25 protein-coding genes and 1 tRNA gene are annotated in these 26238 nt (G+C 62.6%); 12 read left to right on the top strand and 14 right to left on the bottom strand.

Going from position 1 to position 26238, the window contains the following annotated elements:
• Nucleotides 1-53 precede the first annotated feature (53 nt).
• From HV765_RS12180 to HV765_RS12165, 4 genes are read left to right on the top strand one after another with little or no spacing between them, the layout of a single operon-like run.
• Nucleotides 54-596 (top strand): TRAP transporter small permease, encoded by a 543-nt coding sequence (locus tag HV765_RS12180; protein ID WP_054422346.1) that lies wholly within the window; start codon nucleotides 54-56, stop codon nucleotides 594-596.
• Nucleotides 597-646: 50 nt separating this feature from the next.
• Entirely contained in the window at nucleotides 647-1927 is a 1281-nt protein-coding gene (locus HV765_RS12175; RefSeq protein WP_054422347.1) for a TRAP transporter large permease, read from the top strand.
• A gap of 30 nt (nucleotides 1928-1957) precedes the next feature.
• The gene (locus HV765_RS12170) at nucleotides 1958-2974 is read left to right on the top strand and encodes a TRAP transporter substrate-binding protein (RefSeq protein ID WP_175169833.1); all 1017 of its coding nucleotides are present in this window, start codon (nucleotides 1958-1960) and stop codon (nucleotides 2972-2974) included.
• A gap of 39 nt (nucleotides 2975-3013) precedes the next feature.
• Complete coding sequence (locus HV765_RS12165; RefSeq protein ID WP_054422349.1) at nucleotides 3014-4795, top strand: IlvD/Edd family dehydratase; 1782 nt, start codon at nucleotides 3014-3016, stop codon at nucleotides 4793-4795.
• Here the strand turns inward: HV765_RS12165 and HV765_RS12160 are convergent.
• The 4 genes from HV765_RS12160 to HV765_RS12145 form a co-directional block, all read right to left on the bottom strand.
• The gene (locus tag HV765_RS12160; protein WP_175169832.1) at nucleotides 4787-5728 is read right to left on the bottom strand and encodes an alpha/beta hydrolase; all 942 of its coding nucleotides are present in this window, start codon (nucleotides 5726-5728) and stop codon (nucleotides 4787-4789) included. The two genes, HV765_RS12165 and HV765_RS12160, sit on opposite strands and share 9 nt — an antisense overlap.
• A 163-nt stretch (nucleotides 5729-5891) precedes the next feature.
• Entirely contained in the window at nucleotides 5892-6296 is a 405-nt protein-coding gene (locus HV765_RS12155) for a YbaN family protein (RefSeq protein WP_217483366.1), read from the bottom strand.
• A 62-nt stretch (nucleotides 6297-6358) separates the two neighbouring features.
• On the bottom strand, nucleotides 6359-7075 hold the full coding sequence (locus HV765_RS12150; RefSeq protein ID WP_175169831.1) for a tetratricopeptide repeat protein: 717 nt from the start codon (nucleotides 7073-7075) through the stop codon (nucleotides 6359-6361).
• 95 nt (nucleotides 7076-7170) lie between these two features.
• A complete protein-coding gene (locus tag HV765_RS12145) occupies nucleotides 7171-7371 on the bottom strand; it encodes a hypothetical protein (RefSeq protein WP_175169830.1) in 201 nt (66 codons plus the stop codon).
• A 621-nt stretch (nucleotides 7372-7992) separates the two neighbouring features.
• Here HV765_RS12145 and HV765_RS12140 point away from each other — a divergent pair.
• The 3 genes from HV765_RS12140 to HV765_RS12130 all read left to right on the top strand — a co-directional run bounded on the left by HV765_RS12140 (nucleotide 7993) and on the right by HV765_RS12130 (nucleotide 8813).
• A complete protein-coding gene (locus HV765_RS12140) occupies nucleotides 7993-8271 on the top strand; it encodes a hypothetical protein (RefSeq protein ID WP_175169829.1) in 279 nt (92 codons plus the stop codon).
• 9 nt (nucleotides 8272-8280) lie between these two features.
• On the top strand, nucleotides 8281-8493 hold the full coding sequence (locus HV765_RS12135) for a hypothetical protein (protein ID WP_175169770.1): 213 nt from the start codon (nucleotides 8281-8283) through the stop codon (nucleotides 8491-8493).
• 71 nt (nucleotides 8494-8564) lie between these two features.
• The gene (locus tag HV765_RS12130; RefSeq protein ID WP_420840116.1) at nucleotides 8565-8813 is read left to right on the top strand and encodes a hypothetical protein; all 249 of its coding nucleotides are present in this window, start codon (nucleotides 8565-8567) and stop codon (nucleotides 8811-8813) included.
• A gap of 233 nt (nucleotides 8814-9046) precedes the next feature.
• On the opposite strand, the gene HV765_RS12125 is transcribed toward HV765_RS12130, so the two are convergent.
• The 10 genes from HV765_RS12125 to leuC form a co-directional block, all read right to left on the bottom strand.
• Nucleotides 9047-9616, bottom strand: a complete 570-nt coding sequence (locus HV765_RS12125) for a hypothetical protein (RefSeq protein WP_175169827.1) — start codon at nucleotides 9614-9616, stop codon at nucleotides 9047-9049.
• Nucleotides 9617-9859: 243 nt separating this feature from the next.
• Nucleotides 9860-9936: transfer RNA gene (locus HV765_RS12120), tRNA-Val, on the bottom strand.
• 177 nt (nucleotides 9937-10113) lie between these two features.
• The gene (locus HV765_RS12115) at nucleotides 10114-10788 is read right to left on the bottom strand and encodes a phosphoribosylanthranilate isomerase (RefSeq protein WP_276529728.1); all 675 of its coding nucleotides are present in this window, start codon (nucleotides 10786-10788) and stop codon (nucleotides 10114-10116) included.
• Between the two features lie 61 nt (nucleotides 10789-10849).
• Complete coding sequence (locus HV765_RS12110) at nucleotides 10850-11944, bottom strand: TRAP transporter substrate-binding protein (RefSeq protein ID WP_175169825.1); 1095 nt, start codon at nucleotides 11942-11944, stop codon at nucleotides 10850-10852.
• A 51-nt stretch (nucleotides 11945-11995) separates the two neighbouring features.
• A complete protein-coding gene (gene truA, locus HV765_RS12105) occupies nucleotides 11996-12805 on the bottom strand; it encodes a tRNA pseudouridine(38-40) synthase TruA (RefSeq protein ID WP_054422370.1) in 810 nt (269 codons plus the stop codon).
• Nucleotides 12806-12808: 3 nt separating this feature from the next.
• Complete coding sequence (locus tag HV765_RS12100; RefSeq protein WP_175169824.1) at nucleotides 12809-14806, bottom strand: type IV pilus assembly protein FimV; 1998 nt, start codon at nucleotides 14804-14806, stop codon at nucleotides 12809-12811.
• A 256-nt stretch (nucleotides 14807-15062) separates the two neighbouring features.
• Complete coding sequence (gene asd / locus HV765_RS12095; protein ID WP_175169823.1) at nucleotides 15063-16193, bottom strand: aspartate-semialdehyde dehydrogenase; 1131 nt, start codon at nucleotides 16191-16193, stop codon at nucleotides 15063-15065.
• A 278-nt stretch (nucleotides 16194-16471) separates the two neighbouring features.
• A complete protein-coding gene (gene leuB / locus HV765_RS12090; protein WP_054422373.1) occupies nucleotides 16472-17548 on the bottom strand; it encodes a 3-isopropylmalate dehydrogenase in 1077 nt (358 codons plus the stop codon).
• A 31-nt stretch (nucleotides 17549-17579) separates the two neighbouring features.
• Nucleotides 17580-18230 (bottom strand): 3-isopropylmalate dehydratase small subunit, encoded by a 651-nt coding sequence (gene leuD, locus HV765_RS12085; protein WP_054422374.1) that lies wholly within the window; start codon nucleotides 18228-18230, stop codon nucleotides 17580-17582.
• Between the two features lie 26 nt (nucleotides 18231-18256).
• Complete coding sequence (gene leuC / locus HV765_RS12080) at nucleotides 18257-19660, bottom strand: 3-isopropylmalate dehydratase large subunit (RefSeq protein ID WP_054422375.1); 1404 nt, start codon at nucleotides 19658-19660, stop codon at nucleotides 18257-18259.
• Between the two features lie 528 nt (nucleotides 19661-20188).
• Here leuC and HV765_RS12075 point away from each other — a divergent pair.
• From HV765_RS12075 to HV765_RS12055, 5 genes are read left to right on the top strand one after another with little or no spacing between them, the layout of a single operon-like run.
• The gene (locus HV765_RS12075) at nucleotides 20189-21691 is read left to right on the top strand and encodes a TolC family outer membrane protein (RefSeq protein WP_054422376.1); all 1503 of its coding nucleotides are present in this window, start codon (nucleotides 20189-20191) and stop codon (nucleotides 21689-21691) included.
• A gap of 26 nt (nucleotides 21692-21717) precedes the next feature.
• A complete protein-coding gene (locus tag HV765_RS12070; protein ID WP_006226998.1) occupies nucleotides 21718-21930 on the top strand; it encodes a hypothetical protein in 213 nt (70 codons plus the stop codon).
• A complete protein-coding gene (locus HV765_RS12065; protein WP_420840115.1) occupies nucleotides 21914-24079 on the top strand; it encodes a type I secretion system permease/ATPase in 2166 nt (721 codons plus the stop codon). The genes HV765_RS12070 and HV765_RS12065 overlap by 17 nt, the downstream gene beginning before the upstream one ends.
• Before the next feature lie 7 nt (nucleotides 24080-24086).
• Nucleotides 24087-25508: an HlyD family type I secretion periplasmic adaptor subunit gene (locus tag HV765_RS12060; RefSeq protein ID WP_054422378.1), complete on the top strand. Its 1422-nt coding sequence runs from the start codon at nucleotides 24087-24089 to the stop codon at nucleotides 25506-25508.
• An 18-nt stretch (nucleotides 25509-25526) separates the two neighbouring features.
• The gene (locus HV765_RS12055) at nucleotides 25527-26183 is read left to right on the top strand and encodes a response regulator transcription factor (RefSeq protein ID WP_054422379.1); all 657 of its coding nucleotides are present in this window, start codon (nucleotides 25527-25529) and stop codon (nucleotides 26181-26183) included.
• Nucleotides 26184-26238 lie beyond the last annotated feature (55 nt).

The following is a 26238-nucleotide window of genomic DNA, read 5'->3' as shown; positions in this document are numbered from 1 at the left end:
ACATTCGCCACAGCATAATCCAAAAAATTCCGGGAAACGGATAGGAGACAACAATGCACGCAAGCCCTTCGGGCCGGCCGGGCGGTACGCCTTTGGCCCGCGCCGCCGACTGGTGTTTCACCTTGCAGACATGGCTGATGGTTGCCTGTCTGATCGTCATGGTCGTGCTGCTGTTCGGCAACGTCGCCCTGCGCTACCTGTTCAATTCCGGCATCAACGCGTCAGACGAAGTCGCCCGCCTGGCATTCGTCTGGATGATCTTTCTGGGTGCGGTCATTGCGCTGCGCGACCACCAGCACATTGGCGTCACGATGCTGGTCGAGCGATTCGGCCCGCGTGCGCGCCGCGTGTCCCACGTGTTCTGCCAATTGCTGGTGCTGTGGGTGCTGTGGCTGATGGCGCAAGGCAGCTGGGTGCAGACCGTGATTGGCATGGACACGGTGCTGCCTGTCACGGGCATGCGCCTGGCGGTGTTCAACACCGCGGCACTGTACGCAGCCGTCGCCATGGGCGTGCTGACGGTGATCGACCTGATACGGGTCTTGATGGGCGGCCCCTTGCCCGCCGAGTCCAGCCCCGAAGATCCCTTGGTCTGATCCCGACTACAGCCCCCCCCAACAGCCCCCTTCCCGCCCGGACACCCGCAATGATCCTGACCGTCTTCCTGCTTGTGCTGCTGGGGCTGATCGCCCTGGGCATGCCGATTGCCTTTGCGCTGCTGCTCAGCGCCTTGGCCATGATGTTCCAGCTGGACTTCTACGACACGCAAATCCTGGCGCAGAACATGCTTACGGGCGCCAACAGCTTCACCTTGATGGCGGTGCCGCTGTTCATGCTGGCCGGTGAACTGATGAACGCCGGCGGCATTTCGCGCCGCATCGTCAACCTGGCCACCTCGTTTGTGGGACACATCCAGGGCGGCCTGGGATACGTCGCCATCTTCGCCAGCGTGCTGTTGGCGTCACTGTCAGGCTCGGCCGTGGCGGACGCCGCCGCGCTGGGTTCGCTGCTGATCCCGATGCTGCGCGAGAAAGGCTATGAGGCCGGCCAGGCATCCGGGCTGATCGCGGCGGGCGGCATCATCGCCCCCATCATTCCGCCATCCATTTCGTTCATCATCTTCGGCGTTGCCACCAACGTCTCCATCACCAAGCTGTTCTTCGCCGGCATCGCCCCCGGGCTGATGATGGGCCTGACGCTGATCGCGGTGTGGGCGTGGGTGGCGCGCAAGCACGGCAGCATCAAGCCGTCACCGCGCGTGCCGTGGGCCAGCCGCCTGAAGGCGCTGCGCGATTCGCTCTGGGCGCTGATGCTGCCCGTGATCATCATCGGCGGCTTGCGCGGCGGCGTCTTCACGCCCACCGAGGCCGCCGTCGTCGCCGCCGTCTACGCATTGCTGGTCAGCCTGTTCGTCTACCGCGAGATCGGCCTGCGCGACCTGGCGCCGCTGTTCGTCAACGCCGCGCGCACCACTGCCGTCGTCATGTTTCTGGTGGCGGCCGCCATGGTGTCGTCCTACATGATCACGCTGGCCGACATGCCGCAAGACCTGATCGCGCTGCTGGAACCCGTGATGGACCAGCCCAAGATGCTGATGTTCGCGCTGCTGATCCTGCTGACGCTGGTGGGCACGGTGATGGACCTGACGCCCACCATCCTGATTCTTGGCCCGGTGCTCATGCCCGTCGTCATCAAGGCGGGCATCGACCCCGTCTACTTCGGCGTCATGTTCGTCATGGTGGGCAGCGTGGGCCTGTTGACCCCGCCCGTCGGCACGGTGCTGAACGTGGTCTGCGGCGTGGCCCGCATCAATATGGAAACCATCTGCAGAGGCGTGTGGCGCTACGTTGTGGCCTACACGCTTCTGCTGGTCCTGCTGGTGATCTTCCCTGAACTGATCACCGTACCCGCACGCTGGTTGCACTAGCGGCATAGAAAAACCCCAAGGAGGAGCACCATGATCATCCAATTCAAGACTCGTCTGCTTGTGCTGGCGACGGCGCTGTCCTGCGCTGTTGCCGGCGTGGCTGCGGCGGCCGACGTCAAGCCGCGCCTGATCCGTTTTGGCTACGGCCTGAATGAAGAAAGCGTCCAGGGCCGCGCCGCGCGCTTCCTGGCGCAAGAGCTGGAAAAAGTCAGCGATGGCAAGCTGAAGATGAAGACGTTCGGCTCGGCCAACCTGGGCTCTGACGAACAGATGCAAGGCGCGCTGGCCGGCGGCGCGCAGGAAATGATGGTGGGCTCCACCGCGCCCTTGGCGGGCATGGTGAAGGAATTCGGCGTGTTCGACCTTCCCTTCCTGTTCAACAGCGAAAAGGAAGCCGACGCGGTGCTTGATGGCCCCTTGGGCCAAGACCTGATGAAGAAGCTGGAAGCCAAGGGCCTGGTCGGCCTGGTCTATTGGGAAAACGGCTTTCGCAACATGACCAATTCCAAGCGCCCCATCACGCGCGCGGAAGACCTGCAAGGCATCAAGCTGCGCGTCATGCAGAACCAGATCGCGCTAGGGGTCTTCAACACGCTGGGCGCCAACGCCGTGCCCATGCCGTTCTCGGAATTGTTCACCGCGCTGGAAACCCGCACGGTCGACGGCCAGGAAAACCCCATCACCACTATCCAGAGCAGCAAGTTCTATGAAGTGCAGCCCTTCCTGACCATCACGCGCCACGTCTACACGCCGTGGGTGGTGCTGGCGTCCAAGAAATGGTGGGACACCCTGTCGCCTGACGAACAGAAACTGATTCGGCAAGCCGCTGCGGCGTCGCGTGATTTTGAACGCAAGGACAGCCGCGCCGATTCCACCAAGGCCATGACCACGCTTGAGCAAGCCGGCATGAAGATCAATACCGTCACGCCCGAAGAAGTGGCGCGCATGCGGCAAAAGGTGCAGCCCGTGGTGGACAAGTACACGCAGGAACTCGGCCCTGACCTCGTCAAGCAGTTGAACGACGAGATCCAGAAGGCGCGCAACTGACGCCTCCCGATTGACGCAAGTGAAGCAAGCGAGCCTCTCATGTCTCAGACACCCCGCAAGTTACGCAGCCAGAAATGGTTCGACGATCCGTCTCACGCCGACATGACGGCGATCTATGTCGAGCGCTATCTGAACTACGGCCTGACGCGGCAGGAGCTGCAATCCGGACGGCCGATCATCGGCATCGCCCAGACCGGCAGCGACCTGGCGCCCTGCAACCGCCATCACCTGGCGCTGGCTGAACGCATCAAGGCGGGTATCCGGGACGCGGGGGGCATTCCGATGGAGTTCCCCGTGCATCCGCTGGCCGAACAGGGGCGGCGGCCCACGGCGGCGCTGGATCGCAACCTGGCCTATCTGGGCCTGGTTGAAATTCTGCACGGCTATCCGCTGGACGGCGTGGTCTTGACGACCGGTTGCGACAAGACCACGCCCGCCTGTCTGATGGCCGCCGCCACGGTCGACCTGCCCGCCATCGTGCTGTCGGGCGGCCCGATGCTGGACGGCTGGCACGACGGCCAGCGGGTGGGGTCAGGCACCGTCATCTGGCATGCGCGCAACTTGATGGCGGCCGGCAAGCTGGACTACGAAGGCTTCATGACGCTGGCCACGGCATCATCGCCATCGGTGGGCCACTGCAACACCATGGGCACCGCGCTCTCCATGAACTCGCTGGCCGAAGCGCTGGGCATGTCGCTGCCCACCTGCGCCAGCATCCCGGCGCCCTACCGGGAACGCGCGCAAATGGCCTATGCCACGGGCTTGCGCATCTGCGACATGGTGCGCGAAGACTTGCGGCCGTCGCACATCCTGACGCGGCAAGCGTTTGAAAACGCCATCGTGGTGGCCTCGGCATTGGGCGCGTCCACCAACTGTCCGCCTCACCTGATTGCGATGGCCCGGCACGCCGGTATCGACCTAAGCCTGGACGACTGGCAGCGGCTGGGCGAAGACGTACCCTTGCTGGTCAACTGCGTGCCAGCCGGCGAGCATCTGGGAGAAGGCTTCCACCGTGCGGGCGGCGTGCCGGCCGTCATGCATGAATTGCTGGTCGCCGGGCGCCTGCATGCCGACTGCCCCACCGTGTCCGGCAAGACGATTGGCGACATTGCTTCGGCTGCCAAGACGCGAGACGCCGACGTGATTCGCACCTGCGATGCGCCGCTGAAACATCGCGCGGGCTTCATCGTGCTGTCGGGCAATTTCTTCGACAGCGCCATCATCAAGATGTCGGTCGTGGGCGAAGCCTTCCGCCGCGCCTACTTGTCCGAACCCGGTTCCGAGAACGCGTTCGAAGCGCGCGCCATCGTGTTCGAAGGCCCCGAGGACTATCACGCGCGCATCGAAGACCCTGCGCTGAACATCGACGAGCACTGCATTCTGGTGATACGCGGCGCGGGCACGGTGGGCTACCCGGGCAGCGCCGAAGTCGTCAACATGGCACCGCCGTCACACCTGATCAAGCGCGGCGTGGATTCCCTGCCCTGCCTGGGCGACGGCCGGCAAAGCGGAACGTCGGCCAGCCCGTCCATTCTGAACATGTCACCCGAAGCGGCCGTGGGCGGCGGCCTGGCGCTGCTGCGCACGGGCGACAAGATCCGCGTCGATTTGAATCAACGCAGCGTCACGGCCTTGGTGGATGACGCCGAAATGGCGCGGCGCAAACAGGAACCCCCGTATCAGGCGCCCGCCTCGCAAACACCGTGGCAAGAGCTTTATCGGCAACTGGTCGGCCAACTATCCACCGGCGGCTGCCTGGAACCGGCCACGCTGTATCTGAAGGTGATTGAAACGCGGGGCGACCCCCGGCATTCACATTGACTGGTTGTACGCCAGCCACGCTGTGAACAAGTCCGGCCAGGCATGCACGCGCGTGCCTGGTTTGCCCAGCCCCCAGCCATGCCTGCCTTGGGGAAAGATGTGCATCTCGGCGGGCACGCCCACCCGGCGCAGCGCGTTGAACATCAGCAGGCTGTTATCGACGGGCGAGATCGGGTCGTCCTGCGCTTGCGCCAGGAATACCGGCGGCATCTGCGCCGTCACCAGATGATCTACCGAGTACGCCGCGCTTTGCTCGGCCGTGGGATGTTCGCCCACAATTTCGCGGCGCGCATGGGTGTGGTCAAACGGCGGCATGAAGGTCAGCACCGGGTAGATCAGCGCTGCAAAATCGGGGCGCGACGACATGCTGTCGGCAGCGTCCACCGCAGCGTAATGCGGCACGGTGGGCGTGGCCGCGGTAAAGCCCGCCAGATGCCCGCCGGCGGAAAAACCGATTACGCCGATACGCCCGCCATCCAGACCAAACCGCCCTGCCGCCGCCCGGATCACCCGCAATGCGCGCTGCCCGTCTTGCAAAGGCGCGATCGCTGGCCAATGCTCGCCCGGCAGGCGATACACCAGCTCAAACGCGGTCACGCCTTGCGCCTGCAACCATAGGCAAGTGGGCGTGCTTTCCGTTCCGCATTCGATATGCGCGTAGCCGCCGCCGGCAATCACCAGCGCCGCCGTACCGTTGGGTTGCGCCGGGCGGTAGACCACCAGACGTGGCCGCGACACCTGCGTGATGGAACCCTTGGCGCTGACCTGCTCAGGCCCTTCCGGGCCGCGCCCGTCAGGCGCGCGATTGCCCGGCCACAGGTCCAAGGTCTCTTGCTGCGTGGTCAGCGTGGCGACCGCAGACGACGGACTCGCCCACCCCAGCGCCGCCCCCGACATGGCCGCAAATAGAAGTTCCCGACGCTTGTTCAACATGACGCATCCTTGCCCGGACCATGGGCGCCTTCGGAACGATGCGCCGCTGCTTGAACAGCCCGACTGTGGGGCATTACATCAGAGAAGGCGCCAGCTGCGAGCAGGCGAAATGGCGCGAACCATTTCGCTGCGTTACGCCAAGCCCTTGTCTTTCAAGCAGATATCAATCGCCTGACCGTTGGCCGAACCGATCGGGGGAATCAGCCGCTTTTGGCGCCGGGCGGCTCAGCACGTAGGCCGCGCTGGCAATGAAGAAGAGACCAACGCCCGCGGCCAGCAGCCAGGACGGATGCGCGCTCCACCAGAACACCCCGTAACCCACCGCCATGCCCAGGCAGGCATACGTCTTGCCCTTGCGCGACACCGCGCCCTGTTCGCGCCACGTGCGCAGCGCTGGGCCGTAGGTGGGGCTATCCAGCAGCCACTTTTCCAAACGCGGCGACGACCGCGAGAAGCAGCCCACGGCAAGAATCAGAAATATCGTCGTCGGCATGACCGGCAGGAACGCGCCGATGACGCCCAGTGCCAGCATCACGCAGCCCAACGCCAACCATAGAGCTTTGATCATGATGGTCAGCAGAATATCGCAAATGCGGGGCCGGAGCCGAGCAGGCAGACGCGCGGCAACGGTTACGACCGGGGTTCCGGCTGCTTGGCGCGCAGCATGTCCATGAATCTCGGGCTGGGGTTACCGCCCGCTGCACGAGACTTGACGACCATCGCCCACGCCTGGTCATACTGGCCACGCCAGTAATAGGCCGTTGCCCACGACGCATACAGATAGCCCTTGTCCGGCTCCACGGCTTCGCCCTTGCGGTACCACTCATCGGAACGGGCCGTTGCCGCCACCCGGGCTTCGGGCGGCAAGGTCTTATCGTCCGCCGCGCAGCGCGCGGCAATGCGCCCGGCGTCCGCATAAATGCCTTGGAACGTAGGCGGATCATGGCTGATCGCCTGGTCCATCATGCTCATGGCCTGGCAATATTTCCCCTGGTCATGCAGCACCGCGGCAAAGCCGGTGTAGACCTCTGGGTTGTCGGGGTTCAGCAGCCACGCCTGATTGAAGCGCCGCATCGCCATGCCCAACTGGTCTGACTGATAGAAGCGGTATCCCTGCCCGACCCACGCCTGCGACGCCGTTTCCGCAGAACCAAATGCGCGAGTCGCATCCGCGATGAGCTTTTTGTCACTGGCTTGAAGTTCAGCGGCGGCCGACCGGTCCATGCCGCCATACATGGGCAGCTCGTCCAGGCGCGATTGCGCCGGCTTTTCCGGCGGCGGCGTAATCGCGCACCCGGCAAGCCACAGGGCGGGGATCAAGACGATGGGCTTCAAGACGTTATGCATGGGCTGGGCAGTGGGGGACGTACCCGGACCTTATCAGATAACGCCGAGATAACGCCCCCGAGACAGCCCCGGGCCACGGCCCGAACGACGCTGTGTCAATCCGACCGAAGCTTGCCAGTCGCGGGGTCCGTCGTCGCCTCAACGGTAGATACCGACTCGCCTGGGTATTTAAGACTGGCGGCGGTAACGGCTTCATCCCGCGTGGGGTAATGCCCGGCGTCTTCTTCCACGCCTAGCAAAGCGATGCGCCGAAAACTCCAATGGCCGTCGGTAAGCTGAAAAACTTCGATCATCATTTTCGAAATCCTCCGTGGGTGAGGCGCTTTTTTGGATTGTCATCGACGGATCAGCAAGTCTCTTTCCCAACCTGTGCCGTCGGTGTCGCCGCGTAGCCTGTCTTGCGGGATACGCTTTTCGGGATGCATCTGTCGGCATACCCCTTTCGGAAAGCGCCTTCCCGGCATGCTTCTTTCGGCATGAGTTTTGCTGCCTCGGCTCGCATTCCTATCTTCAAGGTCAGCAGCATGAACATCTCCGCATCTGACACGCCCCCCTCCAAAGCGCCCGAACCTGCAAGGCCGGCCGATAAATCCCCCCAACCACCTGACAAGCCGCCCCCCGTCAACCCAAGCGACGCCAGCGAAAATACCCAAGGCAATGAGGGCTAGCGGCGCACGCCCCCATTGGGCACGCGAATTGCTGAACAGCCACGCCGCGGCGGTGGTCGCCATTCGGGTCAAGCATGGCGACACCGGCACTCCCCCTGCCGCTGCGGCGACAACCACCTGATCCGTGGATTTGCCCCGCTTGGCGGGGCTTTTTTTTGCTGGCCCGGCAAAATTTGCGCTGGGCCTGAACTCAGCCTGCGTGGCATGGCACTTGCTGAATATCCGGCTCATCGAACCCGGGAGACCCCAATGAAATCCGACGCCATCGCCGAAGCCGACGTTCCCGCTCGCGGGGATCGATCGCTGATACAGGAATTGAAAGACATCGACGCAAGCCGGCCAGACTTTCCTGGTGAGCATCTGCTGGTCTTCGGGCTTGGCGCCTGGCTGCTCGTGGCCGGCATGCGGGGCACCACCGTGTTCAGACGAATGGCCTTCACGGCAGCCGGCACGGCACTCATCGGACGCGCCGCAAGCGGCACAGGCGGCATCGCGCGTGTGGCCAGACTGCTAAAGAAAATCAACTAGGAGCAAGCCATGAATTCCCCTGACGCGAGCCAACAATCCGAACAACAGTCCGACCAACAACGCGACCCGCATCCCGCCGAGATCCCGCCCGCCAAAAGAAAGGATGAAGGCAAAGACGACCCGTCGAAATCCGGCGGGAAGGACGGCAAACCCTGGCCGCCCGATAGCATCCCCAACCCGATGCCCGGTGTGGACCCGCAGCAAACGCCCGGAATTGATTGATTCAGTCTGCCCTGATTTCCTGCCGGCACCGGCTGACTTGGTATTGACCCTGGACGCGCCAGATGGAAGCGATGTGGGATTTTCTTCAATGGCCGGCCATGGTCACGTCGCTTGCGGCGGCTTGGCTCGTTGCCTCGCAAGGCCCAGGCAAACGCAAGGCAGGATTCTGGGTATTCCTGCTGAGCAATGTGCTGTGGATCGCATGGGGCATGCACGATGGCGCGTTCGCACTGATCGCGCTGCAAGTCGGGCTAGCTGCGCTGAATATTCGCGGCGTGATCAAGAACGCACATTCGACGCCAAGCGAACCGCAAGCGTAAACCTCGCCGCAAGGCAGCATATAACGGGTTATGCATCAGGCGCCGGCATATTCTTGCGGCTGCCTAGCAATTGAAAACCAATATGAATGCATGAACTGCCAGGTGACACGACCGGTATCTGGTGAATACTTGGTTAACTCTGCCTCGCAAAAAGAAATGCCCCGGTTTTTTAGCCGGGGCATTTCTTTAGGTCGTAATTGCTACGAGTCTGGGCGAATTTTGCATAACTTGATTTACGTTATCAAGCTCGGAAGGTAGAGCTGGTCCATGATCCAAAGCCCCGCGACCCCAATGCAGGCAGCGATAAGGAAAGACCGCCGCGAATGGCGCAGGCCGATGGATGCCAAGGAAAATGCCTTGTTCCTTTTCCGGCGCTGCTTCTCCCATATTTTTAAAGTGAATAGATATCCACCGTAGATGATGGGATACGACGTCAACAGCATCAAGAAAGCGCGATGAGGCAGTGGCTCATCGAGCGCGGTCAGCGCCAATGCGCACGCAGAACTGACCAGCAACACGGCGCTTTCGATGTAATCCTGTATCGACGCGACAGCCAGTTCCGCTTTAGGCGTGCCACGCTGATGTCTCACTACGCCGCGCCCGGCTGTCAGTCCGGCCATCGCTGCGAGCCAAAACGAGCAATAAGATAGAAAGTGCGACCGCCCGGCCTCGGAAATCACAAATGCCGACACGCTGGACTTATTCAGGAAAACAATGACCAACACGGGCGGCGCAAGCAAGAGAAGTGCCAAACCAAAGATGGCCCAATCAACGTGGGTCAATGTCTCGCCTTTTTTCAACACTCCAGACTCCCTACGGTGGGTTCGGATTTTCTTGATAGCTGCGCGTCCAACGCCGGAAATGAGGAATTGGGGGCCCACCATTATCCGATTCAACCACCCGTATTCCCACCCGTAAATCTGCTGGCACCCGTTGTGGCTGTGGGTGGCATTAGCGGCGCAGAATGCAAAAAAGCCGCGAAGTCAAAGACTTACGCGGCTTTCTAGGCATTGCTACACAGTGCTTGGCACTGCTTTGCAGGAATCTGGTAGGCGGTATTGGGTTCGAACCAACGACCTCCACGATGTCAACGTGGCGCTCTAACCAACTGAGCTAACCGCCTGCAAAGAAGCAGAATTATATAGTGCTTTTTTAAACTGTGCAAATCGTCTTAAAAGATTTTTTGCTGTTTTTATTGCGTTTGAAGCATCAACGTTTGAACTAACAAACGGGCCGGATTGGGGTTGCGCATTGGATTGGAGCGAACCGAAACTCTGGCCAGAAACTTCACCTGCAAGCACTACTTTTTTCCCTTCAACTTCGTGTCTGCGGCATGTGCTGCATCAACGAAGAACGAGATTCTATCAGAACTTTTTATTCCTTGCTCGACTTCAACGCCGCTGCTCACATCCACGCCCCACGGCCTGACGAATTCGATGGCTTGGCCGACGTTGTCGCCGTTCAAACCACCCGACAGGATCAGCGGGCGCGACACCGGATCAGCGCGGACGTCATCCAGCAACGCGTAGTCGAAACCATGGCCGCTGCCGCCGTAGCCCGCGCTGTAGCTATCGAACAACCACCCCGCCGCTTCACCGTAGGCGCGGCAGTGCGTGGCCAGACCTTCGGCGGTATCCAGACCCGGGGCGCCCGCCCGGAAGGCGCGCAGAAAACGGTGGCCGTATCGCGCGCAATCCCGCGGCGTTTCATCGCCGTGGAATTGCAGCAGTTCAGGGCCGACCTGGTCCAGCACCGCCTGCACATCGGCCGGGTCGGGGTTCACGAACAGGGCCACGACATCGACGAACGCCGGCACGGCACGGCGCAGTTGCGCGGCGCGCGTGGGCGTCAGGCAGCGCCTGCTCTTGGCATAGAAGACGAAGCCGATCGCATCGACGCCGGCCGAGACGGCGGCGTCGATGTCTTGTTCGCGGGTCAATCCGCAGATTTTGATGCGTGTGCGCATGGAACTCATTACCTGTGCCGCCCATCGCGGCATGACGATTCAGTATATCTGCCGCGCGGGCAAGCCACGTTCAGGCAGCAGGCTGGCCCAAAGTGGCAAGCAGATTGTCGAAACTGCCTTCGGCCACGCGGAACCACGGCACTTCCTTGTCGCGAAAAGCGGTCATGCTGTCATAGAGCTTTTTGAACATCGGGTCCTTGGCGCTCATCTCTTTATACGCCGCCATCGATGCCTCGTAGCATGCCTGCAAGACAGGCTTCGGAAACGCCTTCAGTTGCGCGCCTCGGGATACCAGCCGGCGCAATGCATCGGGATTGCCCGCGTCGTACTTGGCGATCATGTTGCCCGTGGCCATTCTGCACGCCAAAGCCAGCGCCGATTGATAGGGCTTGGGCAGCTCATCGTAAGCGTCCTGGTTGACGTATAGCGATAGCTGCAAGGTGCCCGCCCACCAGCCAGGAAAGTAATAGTTCCGCGCCACTTTATGGAGCGCAAGATTTTCGTCGTCGTACGGACCAATCCACGCGACCGCGTCCACCGTGCCCTGCTCTAACGCCGCATAGCTTTCCGAGACCGGCACGTCGACCGGCGTCGCGCCCAAGCGCGCCAGCACATGGCGCGCGAAGCCGCCGGCCTTGATTTTCAGGCCGCGCAAATCGTCAACGTTTTTGATTTCGCCCCGGAACCAGCCGCCCATTTGCGCGCCGGTATACCCACAGGGAAAGTTCAGGATGTTGTACTTGTCGAACAGCACCCGGGTCAGCGCCAGGCCTTCGCCTTGCAACATCCAGGCATTCATCTGGCGCGTGTTCAGGCCGAACGGCACGCCGGCATCAAAACATAGCGCGGGATCAATATCGAAGTAACGCGTGGATGCCGTGTGGCCGCACTCGACAACGCGATGCTGCACGGCATCGAGCACCTGGCCGGATTCCACAAGATCGCCCGCCGGGAAAATGTCGATGGTGAAGCGGCCGTCCGTGACCTCGGCCACGTAGCGCGCGACGTCCTCGGCGCCCGCCAGCAACGTCGGCGACTCATTGGGAAAGCTGGATGCCAGCCGCCACGCGATTGTGGGCGCATCCTGCGCGTAGACCGGGGCGGCCAGTGCGGCGCTGCCCGCGGCGGCCAGAGCGGCTTGCTTCAAAAACGCGCGGCGTTGCATGGCATTCCTCTCCATCAGGCGCGAGGCCGCGCCATCAATGACAACAGCTTCCTAATAGGTCTGTGTGAACGGCGACAGCAACAGCGATCCGCCATCAAGCTCTTCCAGGCCAAACTCGGCGGGATAATCAATCGCGGACAAATACAGGCCGTCTGGTGAGAACGTCGGCGCGCCTCGTTTGCGGTCACGCCACGACAGCAGTTGCGCCATCCAGTCCACAGCTTCCCTGCCCTGCCCGATCTGCAACAACGCACCCATGATGTTGCGCACCATGTGGTGCAAAAACGCGTTGGCCTTCAGCGTGAACACCAGGAACGGGCCGCGTTCCTCGATGTCCAGCCGATGCATGTGGCGCACTGGATGCTTGGCCTGGCATTGCGACGACCGGAAGCTGGAGAAATCGTGTTCACCCAACAGTGCCTGCGCGGCAGCGCGCATGGCATCAACATCCAGCGGCTGAAAGCACCAGCCGGCCCGCCCCGCCCACAACGCCGGCCGCACGCGGCCTCGCCACACTAAATAAACGTAAGTACGGGCGCGCGCCGAGAAACGGGCATGGAATTCGTCTGACACCAACTGCGCCCACTGCACCGATACGCTGGGCGGCAAAAACGCATTCACGCCCCGCACCCAGGATTCCATGCGCCGGTCCAACTCCGTATCCAGATGAACGACCTGCATCGCGCCATGCACGCCGGTGTCGGTACGCCCCGCGCAAATCGTGGGCACCGCGCCCTTCACCCCACAGAAGCTTGCCAACGCAGACTCCAGCGTGTCCTGCACCGTTTGCCGATGCGGCTGTGTCTGCCAACCCTGCCAAGCGGAGCCGTCGTACGCCAGCCCCAATGCAACTCTAGACATTATTCAAACTCGAGGTCCGCTGACTCGGCGCGGTTCGTCCGTGGGCGGTTCGTCCAGGTCGAGATTGATCGTATCGAGCTTGCGATTCAGCGCTGCCGTGTCCAGCGCCGGCTCGTTATAGGCGTACGTTTCCTCATCATCGTCGTCACGCCGGGCGCCGGCACGGCGCAGCAGCCAGGCAATGGCGAACGCAATCAGCGCCAACACGGCGGTGACGATGACAAGCAAATTGTCGGCAAGCCAACTGGGCATGCCGGAGGTGAGATCTTTGCTGTTTGAGGGCGGAGTGCCCGTGACGGCCTTGTCGCCGGATGACGGCGCGGCAGCGCCGGGAGCGCCTGCTACGCCGGGGGTGCCTGCTGCGCCAGGCGTGCCTGCTGCACTCGGCGTACCTGCTGCGCCAGGCGTGCCTGCTGCGCCAGGCGTGCCTGCTGCGCCAGGCGTGCCTGCTGCGCCAGGCGTGCCTGCTGCGCCCGGTGTTCCTGATGCGCCCGACGTGCCTGCTGCGCCCGGTGCACCTGATGCGCCCGACGTGCCTGCTGCACCCGGCGTGCCTGCTGCGCCCGGCGTGCCTGCTGCGCCCGACGTGCCTGCTGCGCTAGGAGTACCCGCTGCACCCGGTGTTCCTGCTGCACCCGGTGAGCCTGCTGCGGCCGGTGAGCCTGCTGCGGCCGCTGCGCCTGTTGCGCCTGTTGCACCCGGTGTTCCTGCTGCGCCCGGTGTGCCTGCTGCACCCGGTGTGCCTGCTGCACCCGATGTGCCTGCTGCACCCGGCGTACCTGCTGCGCCCGACGTACCTGCTGCGCCCGGCGTGCCTGCTGCACCCGGTGTGCCCGCTGCGCCCGGTGTGCCTGCTGCACCCGGTGTGCCTGCTGCGCCCGGTGTACCTGCTGCGCCCGACGTGCCCGAGGTACCTGCTGCACCCGAAGCACCTGATGCGCCCGTTGCGCCTGCACCGCCCGACGCTCCCTGCTGCGCAACCGCTTTATTCAACTCGTCCACATTGCTTTGCAGCTGATTGACGCGGCCTTCGACGTCTTTCATCGCGCGCTCGCTCGACGTCCTGGCATCCGCCTGCGCGTCGGCTTGCGCGGACGGGCTGTTCGATGCCTCGCCTGAAGACAGGCGCACACGATCCTGCGTGGGCGCAGCACTGGCGACACCGGTGTCGCCCGGGCGGGCGACGGTGCCGGAGGCGGCGTCCTGGCCCTTCACCACCGACGGATTCGCACCGGCGGCCGCGCCAAGACGGGCGCGATACTTGGCGAAGGCTTCGGCGTGTTCATTGAAAATGCGGCGCGCTTCGGCCGGGTCAATCGCGCGCACCGTTGCCGCATCAGGAATTTTCAGCTTCTGTCCCGCACGCACCAGATTCATATTGCTCTGGATGAACGCCTCGGGATTGGCGCGCCACAGCGCCACCAGCATCTGGTAGACCGAGGCGTTGGGCACCGCGTTGCGTTGTGCGATGGCGAACAGGTTGTCGCCCGATTTGACGTTGACCGAGCCCGTCGTGCCCCCTGCACGCGCGGTGCCGACGGCGGCGGGCGTCACGTCAGCGCCGGTTCCGCGCAATGGCACCAGAATGCTGACCTGCACTTGGCGCTGCCCCGAACTCGAGCTGATATCCAGCAGCAGATCCACCGCGCCGCTTGCCGGCGGCTGGGTGCCACGGATGCGCAAATTCTTGCGCGTGGCGTCCATGCCGTCTTCGACCCGGACAACCATGCTGCCCAACGGCACCGGCGGCTTCAGGCCAGCGCGTTGCCAGGCCGCATCATCCGCCACCGATACTTTCAGCGACGCGACTTCATCCGGCGTCAGTTCCTGCAAGCCCACAACCGCCTGCAACGGCGCACCCGGCACGGACACGACACGCGAATGCCCCACGCGCATGGCCAGCGCCGAACTGCACATGCTCGACCCGATCGCCAAGGCGATCGCCCATTGAAGGGCTTTCAAACGGCGGGCATGCTTCACGTGGCGCGAACGCTGGGTCATAAGCTGGAATTCCGTTCTTGTAGTCGAATTACGGGCTAGAGCCCGTCCGCACCAAATCAGTGAGAACAGGCCTCAATTCACCGGAAAAGTGTAATGGATGACGGGCATTTCACAAACCTGAAAGGCGCATCGGCATTGACTCGCGGGCGCATCCGCCACACCTTTTCACTATCGCTCAAACGTCAAGGGCACCCGAAGGTGCCCTTGCTTCACTTGCTACACGATCAGGCCCCGCCGCGCGGCGCCCGAACCGGCATCAGGCTTCGGCCAGCGCAATGCGCAACATACGGCGCAGCGGTTCGGCGGCGCCCCACAGCAGTTGGTCGCCCACGGTGAAGGCGCCCAGGTACTGCGAGCCCATCGACAGCTTGCGCAGGCGGCCCACCGGAATATCCAGCGTACCGGTAACGGCCACGGGGGTCAGCGCAGAGACGGTGGCTTCCTTGGTGTTCGGAACCACCTTCGCCCACTGCGTGCCTTGCGCGATCAGCGCTTCGATTTCGTCGATCGGCACATCGCGCTTGAGCTTGATGGTCAGCGCCTGGCTGTGGCAGCGCATGGCGCCGATGCGCACGCACAGGCCGTCGATCGGGGTGGCCGGCGTGCCGAAAGCAGCGCCACGGCCCAGGATCTTGTTGGTTTCGACTTCGGCCTTCCACTCTTCCTTCGACATCCCGTCGCCCAGATCCTTGTCGATCCAGGGAATCAGGTTGCCGCCCAGCGGCACGCCGAAGTGTTCGTGGGGCAGCGCCGGATCTTTCTGCTTGGCCAGCACGCCGCGGTCGATCGCCAGGATGGCCGACGCGGGGTCGTCCAGCAACGGCTTGACGGCTTGGTTGATCTCGCCGAACTGGGTCAGCAGTTCGCGCATGTGTTGCGCGCCGCCGCCGGATGCGGCCTGGTACGTCATGGAGGTCATCCATTCCACCAGGTCGTTGTTGAACAGGCCGGCCAGACCCATCAGCATGCAGCTGACCGTGCAGTTGCCGCCGATGAAATTGCGCACGCCGCGCTTGAGCGCTGCGTCGATGACCGGGCGGTTGACCGGGTCCAGAACGATGATGGCGTCGTCAGCCATGCGCAGGGTGCTGGCCGCATCAATCCAGATGCCGTTCCAGCCCGCGCCGCGCAGCTTCGGGTAAACCTCGGACGTGTAGTCGCCGCCTTGTGCCGTCAGAATGATCGGCAGTTTTTTCAGAGCATCAATATCGTAGGCATTTTGCAACGGGCCCGCGCCTTCGGCCCACGTGGGCGCAGCGCCGCCAGCATTGCTGGTGGAAAAGAACACCGGTTCGATCAGTGCGAAGTCGTTCTCGTCGCGCATGCGTTGCATGAGCACCGAGCCGACCATTCCGCGCCAGCCGACAAGGCCTACTGCATGATTCATTTCAATCGCTCTATAAAGGTGGAGACAAGGTCCGGGTAGAAAAAAACGTGCAATTCAACAATTTATCAGAATGCACGGGGAGATGTTGCGGCGCAGCTAGAAAAAATCGGGGCCACAAGACAAGGCATGCCCTTTCGCGGCGCCTTCACAACAGGGCCGCATCGGGTCAATGGCAAGCCCACCGGCGGCTCAGAGCTGGGTCGCAAAAAGGGCCGCCTTGCGGGCGGCCCTTCAAAATCTTGGGGCTGCGCCGCAAGGGCGCGCCCCTTGCTTGACGATCAGGCCAGGGCTTTCAGCACTGCGTCGCCCATGCCCGCCGTGCTGACTTTCGTCGTGCCCGGTTCGAAGATGTCGGCGGTGCGCAGGCCGTCGGCCAGCACGCGGCGCACGGCGGCTTCGATACGGTCAGCCTGGGGCGCCAGGTTCAGCGAGTAACGCAGCAGCATGGCGGCCGACAGAATCGTCGCCAACGGATTGGCGATGCCTTGGCCGGCGATGTCCGGAGCCGAACCGTGGCTGGGTTCGTACAAGCCCTGGCCACTGGCATTCAGCGATGCCGACGGCAGCATGCCGATCGAGCCCGTCAGCATGGCCGCTTCGTCCGACAGAATGTCGCCGAACAGGTTGCCCGTGACGATGACGTCAAACTGGCGCGGGTTGCGCACCAGTTGCATGGCGGCGTTGTCGACGTACATGTGCGACAGCTCGACGTCCGGATATTCACGCGCCACTTCAATGACGATATCGCGCCAGAACTGCGACGTTTCCAGCACGTTGGCCTTATCCACGCTGCACAGCTTCTTGTTGCGCTTGCGGGCCGATTCGAAGCCGATGCGCGCGATGCGGCGCACTTCGGTTTCGGCGTAGCGCATCGTGTCGTAGCCTTCGCGTTCGCCCGTGAAGGCGCCGTCCGGCGACGAGCGCACACCGCGCGGCGTGCCGAAGTAAATGTCGCCGGTCAGTTCGCGGATGATCAGGATGTCCAGGCCGGACACGATCTCGGGCTTCAGCGACGAGGCGCTGGCAAGCTCGGGATACAGAATGGCCGGACGCAGGTTCGCAAACAGGCCCAGCGCCTTGCGCAGGCCCAGAATGGCTTGTTCCGGACGGAATTCACGCGGCAAGCTGTCGTACTTCCAGTCGCCGACGGCGCCAAACAGAATGGCGTCCGATTCCTTGGCCAGGTTCAGCGTGGCCGGCGGCAGCGGGTGTTCGAACTGGTCGAACGCGGCGCCGCCCACGGGAGCCTGCTTGATGTCGAAGGAAACGTCCAGCGCCTTCAGGACGCGCACGGCCTGCTCAACGATTTCCGGGCCGATGCCGTCACCCGGCAAGACTGCAATGTTGTGAGTCATTTAAGAAGCGATCCTGTGATCAGAATAGGGTTCAGGCGATGGGACGGCTTTCCAGCCAGGGATGGCGGGCCAGGCGTTCGGCTTCAAAGGCGCGGATCTTGTCGGCGTGACGCAAGGTCAGGCCGATATCGTCAAAGCCATTGAGCAGGCAGTACTTGCGGAAGGGTTCGATATCGAAGCCCATCGCGCGGCCGTCCGGGGCGATCACAACCTGACGGTCCAGGTCGATGTTCAGCTTGTAGTTCGGGAAGGCTTTGACCTCATCGAACAGGCGCGCCACTTCCAATTCAGACAGCACGATCGGCAGCAAGCCGTTCTTGAAGCTGTTGTTGAAGAAGATGTCGGCGTACGACGGCGCAATGATGGCGCGAAAGCCAAACTGCGTCAGCGCCCAGGGCGCGTGTTCACGGCTGGAACCGCAGCCAAAGTTCTTGCGGGCCAGCAGCACCGAAGCGCCCTGGTAACGCGGCTGGTTCAGCACAAAATCCGGATTCAGCGGACGCTTGCTGTTGTCCATGCCGGGTTCGCCGTGGTCCAGATAACGCAGCTCGTCAAAGAGGTTGGGCCCGAAACCCGTGCGCTGGATGGACTTGAGAAACTGCTTGGGGATGATGAGGTCCGTGTCGACGTTTTCGCGATCGAGCGGAGCCACCAGGCCTTCGTGAGTGGTAAATGCTTGCATGATGTCGGTACTCGGTGCTGTATCGCTTAACGGAACGTGCGGACGTCGACGAAGTGGCCGGCCACGGCGGCGGCGGCCGCCATCGCGGGGCTGACCAGGTGCGTGCGGCCGCCCTGGCCTTGGCGGCCTTCGAAGTTGCGGTTCGACGTGGATGCGCAACGCTCGCCCGGTTCAAGGCGGTCGGCGTTCATGGCCAGGCACATCGAGCAGCCCGGTTCGCGCCATTCAAAGCCGGCTTCGATGAAAATCTTGTCCAGCCCTTCGCGCTCGGCCTGCTGCTTGACCAAGCCCGAACCCGGCACCACCATCGCCTGGCGCACATTGGACGCGACGCGCTTGCCGCGGGCCACGACGGCCGCGGCGCGCAAGTCTTCAATACGCGAATTGGTGCACGAGCCGATGAACACGCGGTCCACGCGGATATCGGTAAGCGGCGTGTTGGGCTTCAAGCCCATGTATTCCAGCGCGCGCTCCATGCCGCTGCGGCGCACATCGTCTTTTTCACGATCGGGGTCCGGCACGCGGGAGTCCACCGGCAACACCATTTCGGGCGACGTGCCCCAGGTGACTTGCGGCTTGATGTCGCGCGCATTGACTTCCACAACGGTGTCGAACTTGGCGCCTTCGTCGGTGTGCAGCGTGCGCCAGTACTTGACGGCCTGATCCCAGACCACGCCGTGGGGCGCAAACGGACGGCCGCGGAAATACTCGACCGTCTTGTCGTCCACCGCGACCATGCCCGAACGGGCGCCCGCTTCGATGGCCATGTTGCAGACCGTCATGCGGCCTTCCACGGACAGCGCGCGGATCGTGCTGCCGGCGAATTCGATGGCGTGGCCCGTACCGCCCGCCGTACCGATGATGCCGATGATGTGGAGCACCACATCCTTGGCCGTACAGCCGAAGGGCAATTCGCCTTCAACCTTGATCAGCATGCTCTTGGCTTTTTTCATCAAGAGCGTTTGCGTAGCCAGCACGTGCTCGACTTCGGACGTGCCAATACCGAAAGCCAACGCGCCCAGCGCGCCGTGCGTGCTGGTGTGCGAGTCACCACAGACGACCGTCATGCCGGGCAGCGTTGCGCCCTGCTCCGGCCCGATCACGTGCACGATGCCCTGGCGCAAGTCATTCATGCGGAATTCGGTAATGCCGTACTTATCGCAATTGGTGTCCAGCGTATCCACTTGCAGGCGGGAGACCGGGTCATCAATACCCTGGGCGCGATTGATCGTCGGCACGTTGTGGTCCGCCACCGCCAGGTTGGCGCCCGTGCGCCACGGCTTGCGGCCGGCAATGGCCAAGCCCTCGAACGCCTGCGGGCTGGTCACTTCGTGCAGCAGGTGGCGATCGATATAGAGCAGACAGGTGCCGTCTGATTCCTGGTGGACGATGTGGGCGTCCCAGAGTTTGTCGTAAAGGGTTTGGGCCATGGATGCGCTCTGCAAATAGACAATCCGGCTCGTGCCTCACGCGGTTGAAAAGCAAGTCGCTCCCGCGCCGGCCACTGCGGCATGGAGGAATTATGCACACGGTCTGAACCTAGTACAACCACACCATGGATACTAGTACCACCACTACCATGATGGGCGCAAAACGGACGCTATCCGCCTCACTCCGCACCCTTCCTGAAAAGTTGGGGAAGAGGTTGTGGAAAATTAATCACATAGAAAAACTTTGTTAAGGAAAATAGATTCAGAATTATCTAGCCGATATAATCTAGTTTCACTACGGTTGCGTCTTTTTCGAAATAATGCGAAATAAAACGTATTAATCAAGCTGGGAATTTCAGCTACTGTGAAGTTCGTGCAAATTCAGGAAATTTAAGTGATGTTGCGCGACGAAACGTTTTGGCCAGTCGTATCTGCCTGCCACGATTTAACAAATCTTGACTCGGAAGATATGACATTTTCATACAAGATGTCGGCCACTCAATCTAAACCTACTCGCGAATAATCACTATGGCTTCGTTTTTGCTTAAGAGCACGACTTCGATCCTTGCCCTGGCCTTTGTTCCCGCAGCATTTGCACAGTCCGCAGCGCCCGCCGCCGCAACCGGCGCCCCGTCCGCAGTGACGCTGAACCAGATCGTTGAACAGACGCTGCTCAGCAATCCCGAAATCCAAGCCAAGTACCACGACTTCCAAGCGTCGCTGGAAGGCCAGTCGGTTGCCCGCGCCGCGTACTTTCCGCAGATCAATGCCCAGGGCTATCTGGGCCGCGAATATCGCAGCAACGTGCCGGCCGTGGGCTCGCAGAACTGGAGCCGCCCGGGCTACAACGTCGAACTGCGCCAGCTGATTTTTGACGGCTTCCGTACCAACAACGACGTCAAGCAAGCGGGTTTCGACAAGCTCGCACGCTTCTATGACGTGCTGGCCACCAGCGACAGCACGGCGTTTTCCGCCGTGCAGGCCTATATCGACCTGCAACGCTATCGCGATATGGAGCTGCTGGCCCGCCAGAACTATTCCTTGCACGAAGAAACGCTCAAGCAGATTGGCGAGCGCACCGAATCGGGCGTTGGCCGCCGGGTCGACCTGGAACAGGCGGGCGGCCGTTTGTCGCTGGCTCAGACCAACCTGATGACGGAAACCGCCAACCTGCTGGACGTACAGCAGCGCTTTCAGCGCGTCACCGGCGCCTTCCCGCCCGAAGCCATGCAGCCGCCGCCCGACATTGGCGACAAGCTTCCTGTGAAACCGGGCGACTTCAATGAGTCGCTGCGCCGCAACCCCAGCTTCCTGTCCAAGCAAGCCGGCCTGCAAGCCGCGCAAGCGGGCGTGGCCTCGTCCAAGGGCGCGTTCTCGCCGAAGTTTGAATTCGTGGCTTCCACGGGCCGCGACCAGAACGACCCCACCCCGCAAACCCGCGATATTCAAAGCTCCAGCGTGCAAGTCGTGATGAGCTACAACCTGTACCGCGGCGGCGCCGATTCGGCCCGCGTCCGCCAGACGGCCGCGCAGTCGTACGCCGCACGCGACATCCGCGACTACACCTGCCGCAATGTGCAGCAGGACTTGGCCGTGGCTTGGAATAACGTCCAGAGCCTGAGCCAGAAGCTGCCGTTCCTGCGTGACCACGAAGTGGCCACCACAAAAGTCCGTGACGCGTATCGCCAACAATTCCAGATTGGCCAACGTTCGCTGCTGGACTTGCTGGACACCGAAAACGAGTTGTTTGAGTCACGCCGCGCATTGACCAACGGCCTGTATGACCTCAAGCTTGCGCAATACCGCTGGCTGGCGCTGTCGCATGCACTGCTGCCTGCGCTGTCGCTGCAACCCGCGCGCAATGAGATGCCCGAGGAAAACGGCAAGCTGGAAGTCTCCGACGAAGTGATCAAGCTTTGCAATTCGACGGTTCCCGACGCTGCCCGCTTGGCGCCCGTGCGCGTGCAATACAACGAAGGCACGCTGCCGCCCACGCTCGTGCCGCTGAACGCACCCAACGCCAAGCCCTGACCGGTGTTGGGTCGCAAGGAGGCCATATGACCCCCCAGGGCAAAGAATTTTCGCAGCTGGACGCGGACTTTGTCCGCGTCCTGGAAGACTTGATCGACGCCTTGATCGCCAATGGCACCTTGCGCATGACGGACCTGCCTATCCAGGCCCAGCAAAAACTTTCACAGCGCAAGCAGCAACGCGCGCGCCTGTCCGAACACCTCGACCTCTTGGATGACGAAGATGGACAAGTTATCTGAAAAGGCCGCTCGGAAATGGCGTGCCGATGCCCGCGCGGCGCACGACGACCCGCTGCTGGACTGCCTGGTTGAAATCACGCGCCTGCACGGCGTGACCGCCACGGCGCAGGCGCTGTCTTCGGGTTTACCGCTGGAAGAACACCGGCTGACCCCTGCCCTGCTGCCTCGCGCCGCTGCGCGCGCGCAACTTTCCGCGCGCGTCGTCAAACGCACGCTGGACAGCATTTCTCAAGACCTGTTGCCCGCGATTCTGCTGCTGCAGGGCGAACGCGCCTGCCTGCTGCTCAAGAAAGAAGACGGCAAATACATCGTCAGCCATCCTGAACTAGGCGGCAGCTCTGTCGAGATGACGCCCGAAGCGTTGGCCGCGCAGTACACCGGCCTGGTGTGCTTTGTGCGCCCGCAGTTCCGCTTTGACGCGCGAGCGCCGGAAGTCGCCAAGGTGCGCGAGCGCCATTGGTTCTGGGCCGCCATCATGGAAAACCGGCGCCTGTACCGCGACGCGCTGATCGCCGCCCTGCTGATCAACATCTTCGCCATGGCGATGCCGTTGTTCACCATGAACGTGTACGACCGCGTCGTGCCCAACAACGCCGTCGAGACGCTGTGGGTGCTGGCCATCGGCATTACGCTGGTCGTGATCTTCAACATGATTTTGTCCACGGCGCGCTCGCACGTAGTAGACAGCGCCAGCAAACGGGTCGATGTGCGCCTGTCTGCGCAGATCATGGAACGCGTGCTGGACTTGCGCCTGGAGGGCCGGCCGGTGTCGGTGGGTTCCTTCGCGGCCAACCTACGTTCATTCGAATCCATCCGCGACTTCATCGCATCAGCCACCATCACCACGCTGGTCGATCTGCCTTTCATCGTGCTGTTCCTGGCCGCCTTGGCCTGGATCTCGCCATGGATGATTCTGCCGCCGCTCGTGGCAATCGTGCTGATTCTGCTGGTGTCGCTTGCCGCGCAGGCGCGCATGGAAGCGCTGACGATGGCGTCTTTCCAAGCCAGCTCGCAACGCAACGCCACGCTGGTGGAAGCGCTGACCGGCCTGGAAGCCGTGAAGACGCTCAACGCCCAGGGCGCCATCCAGCGCAACTGGGAACGCGCTACCGAATTCATCGCGCAAACGGGCGGCAAGCTCAAGCTGATTTCGTCGTCAACGGTCGGCTTCGTACAGGCAATTCAACAACTGGTGTCGATCGCCGTCGTGATCATCGGCGTGTACCAGGCACAGGAATCGGCCATGTCCATGGGCGGCATCATCGCCGCATCCATGATTGCCGGCCGCTGCCTGGCGCCGCTGGGCCAGGTGGCCGGCCTGCTGATGCAATATCAAAACGCCCGCACCTCGCTGGGTTCCATCGACAACTACATGAAGCTGCCGATCGAACGCCCCGCCGAATCCGAGTTCCTGCATCGCCCGGTGTTCCACGGCGGCCTGGAATTCCGCGACGTCACGTTCTCGTATCCCGGCAGCACGCAGCCGGTGCTGAAGAAGGTGTCGTTCAAGCTCAAGCCCGGTGAAAAGGTCGGCATCATCGGCCGCATCGGTTCGGGCAAGACCACGCTGGAAAAGCTGGCGCTGGCGCTATATCAGCCCACCGAAGGCGCCGTGCTGCTCGATGGCGTGGACGTCCGCCAGATCGACCCGGCCGACGTGCGCCGCGCGATCGGCCATGTGCCGCAAGACCCGACGCTGTTCTACGGCAGCCTGAAGCACAACCTGGCCATGGGCGCGCCCTATGCCGACGACGCCAGCATTTTGGCGGCCGCCAATCTGGCCGGCGTCACCGACTTCGCCAACCTGCACCCCAACGGGTTCGACATGATCATTGGCGAACGCGGTGAATCGTTGTCAGGCGGCCAACGGCAATCCGTTGCCGTGGCCCGCGCCCTGATCAACGATCCTCCCATCCTGCTGCTGGACGAACCCAGCAGCAACATGGACCACCAAAGCGAAGCCCAACTGCGCAAGCGGCTGGGCGAGGCCAGCGCGACCAAGACGATTCTTCTGGTCACGCACCGGACCGCGTTGCTGGACCTGGTCGACCGCCTGATCGTGATCGACAACGGTCACATCGTGGCCGACGGTCCCAAGGAGCAAGTTGTGGAAGCACTGCGTCAGGGACGCGTTGGACGCGGGAGTTAAGGGCGCCATGCAGACAAATCCTGGAGAGACCAAGCACGGCCTGTTGGGCGGCTTGTGGCGCAAATTGCGCAACGTCTTCGTATTCTTTTTCGACCGGCTGCTGGATGGCACGGAAAAAGGCAAAGTCGAAAAGCGGTCTGACTATGTCGGCAACGCCGAATGGGTGATTCACGAATCGCAGGCCCGCAGTTCGCGTGTGCTGCTGTGGGTGGCCTTGCTGGCCACGGCGCTCCTGCTTGTCTGGGCAGCGACCGGCAGCATTGACGAGGTGGTGCGCGGCGAAGGCAAGGTTGTGCCGTCGCGCCAGGTGCAGATCATCCAGAGCCTGGATGGCGGCATCGTCGAAGAAATTCTGGTTCGTCCGGGCCAGGAAGTGCAAGCCGGCCAGACGCTGCTGAAAATCGACTCCACACGTTTTGCGTCCTCGTTGGGCGAGAACAATGCGGAATACCTGTCCTTGCTGGCCAAGTCCGCCCGTCTGGAAGCGCTGGCCACTGGCGAGCCCTTTGTGGCCCCGGAAGAAGTGCTGAAGCAGGCGCCCGGCCTGGCCGAAATGGAGCGCAACGCGTGGCAAGCGCGCAATACCGAACTGAACGCCACGGTCAACGTCGCCCGCGAACAGCTCAAGCAGCGCCAGGAAGACCTGCGCGAAACGATCGCCAAGCGCGACCAGGCATCGGCCAGCTGCGGCCTGACCTCGCGCGAACTTCAGGTGACGCGTCCCCTGCTGAAAAGCGGCGCCGTGTCCGAAGTGGATCTGCTGCGCTTGCAACGCGACGTGGCCCGCTACTGCGGTGAACAGAAAGGCGCCGAGGCGCAGATCGACCGCTTCCAGGCGTCGATCAAGGAAGCGCAAAGCAAGCTCGAAGAGTCTGAGCTGAACATCCGCAACCAGGCACGCAGCGAACTTTCGGAAACCAACACCAAGCTGTCCACCCTGCGCCAAGGCAAGCTGGCGCTGGCCGATCGCGTGAAGCTGGCTGAAGTGCGCGCCCCGTTGGCCGGCACCATCAAGACGCTGTTCAACAACACCGTGGGCGGCGTGGTGCAGCCGGGCAAGGACATCATCGAGATCGTGCCCAAGGACGACACGCTGCTGCTGGAAGTGCGTATCCAGCCGCGCGACATCGGTTTCCTGCACGCCGACCAGAAGGCCGAAGTGAAATTCACCGCCTATGACTTCGCCATCTACGGCGGCCTGGAAGGCAAGGTCGAACAGATCGGCGCCGACACGGTCACCGACGAGAAAGGCAATTCGTATTACGTGGTGCGCGTCCGCACGGACCGCAGCACCGTGGGGGACAAGCTCTTGCCCATCATCCCCGGGATGGTGGCCGAGGTTCATATCCTGACGGGCAAACGCACTGTGCTGCAGTACCTGCTCAAACCGATCTTGCGTGCCAAGGCTAACGCCTTTACCGAACGTTAAGGAGAGCTGGAAGGCTTTATGAAACCTGTTCCCGTCCTGTTGATTACGCACGACGACCTGCTGTGGCAGCATTGGCGCGCGCTGGATTCCACGCGCTGGCTGGCTGCCCGCGGGCGGGGTCTGGCTGACCTGCAACGCTGGCGCGAGCAAGGCCGCGCTGTGGCGGTGCTGGATACCGACGTGCCGCGCCTGCCGTCATGGCAAGACCCGATCTGGTCCTCGTCCCTGGCCGGCTTGCATGTGGTTGTGGCCAGCCCCAGCCCGAATGACGAGCAAGGCACCCAGGCGCTAGGCGCGGGCGCCCACGGCTATTGCCATAGCTATGCCTCGGCCGCCGCCTTGTCGCAGGCGCTGGAAGTGGTGGCGTCGGGCGGCATCTGGATGGGCCGGTCGCTGGTGACGCGCCTGCTCAAACTGATGACCGAACGCGCCCAGGATGCCCATTCCTGGGACAACGGCCTGCTTACCGAACGCGAAGTCACCGTTGCCCGCTACGCCGCCAGCGGCCAGTCCAACGCCCAGATCGCTGAAGCCCTGGGCATCACTGAGCGCACGGTCAAGGCCCATCTGTCTGCCGTTTTCGACAAGCTCAAGGTCGCGGACCGCCTGCAGCTCGCCCTGCTCGTCCATGGTATTTCCGCACCCGCAGACTCACGGAGCAAAATTACCTCTTGATATTGTCCTTGAGGACAATATGCCTCCCTTTGGGGCAAACCCTAGTATTTGGCCA

Source organism: Achromobacter kerstersii, assembly GCF_902859595.1.
Classification (GTDB): domain Bacteria; phylum Pseudomonadota; class Gammaproteobacteria; order Burkholderiales; family Burkholderiaceae_B; genus Achromobacter; species Achromobacter kerstersii.
Note: the sequence above shows the minus strand (reverse complement) of the source record. Positions and strands in the feature narration are given on the sequence as shown.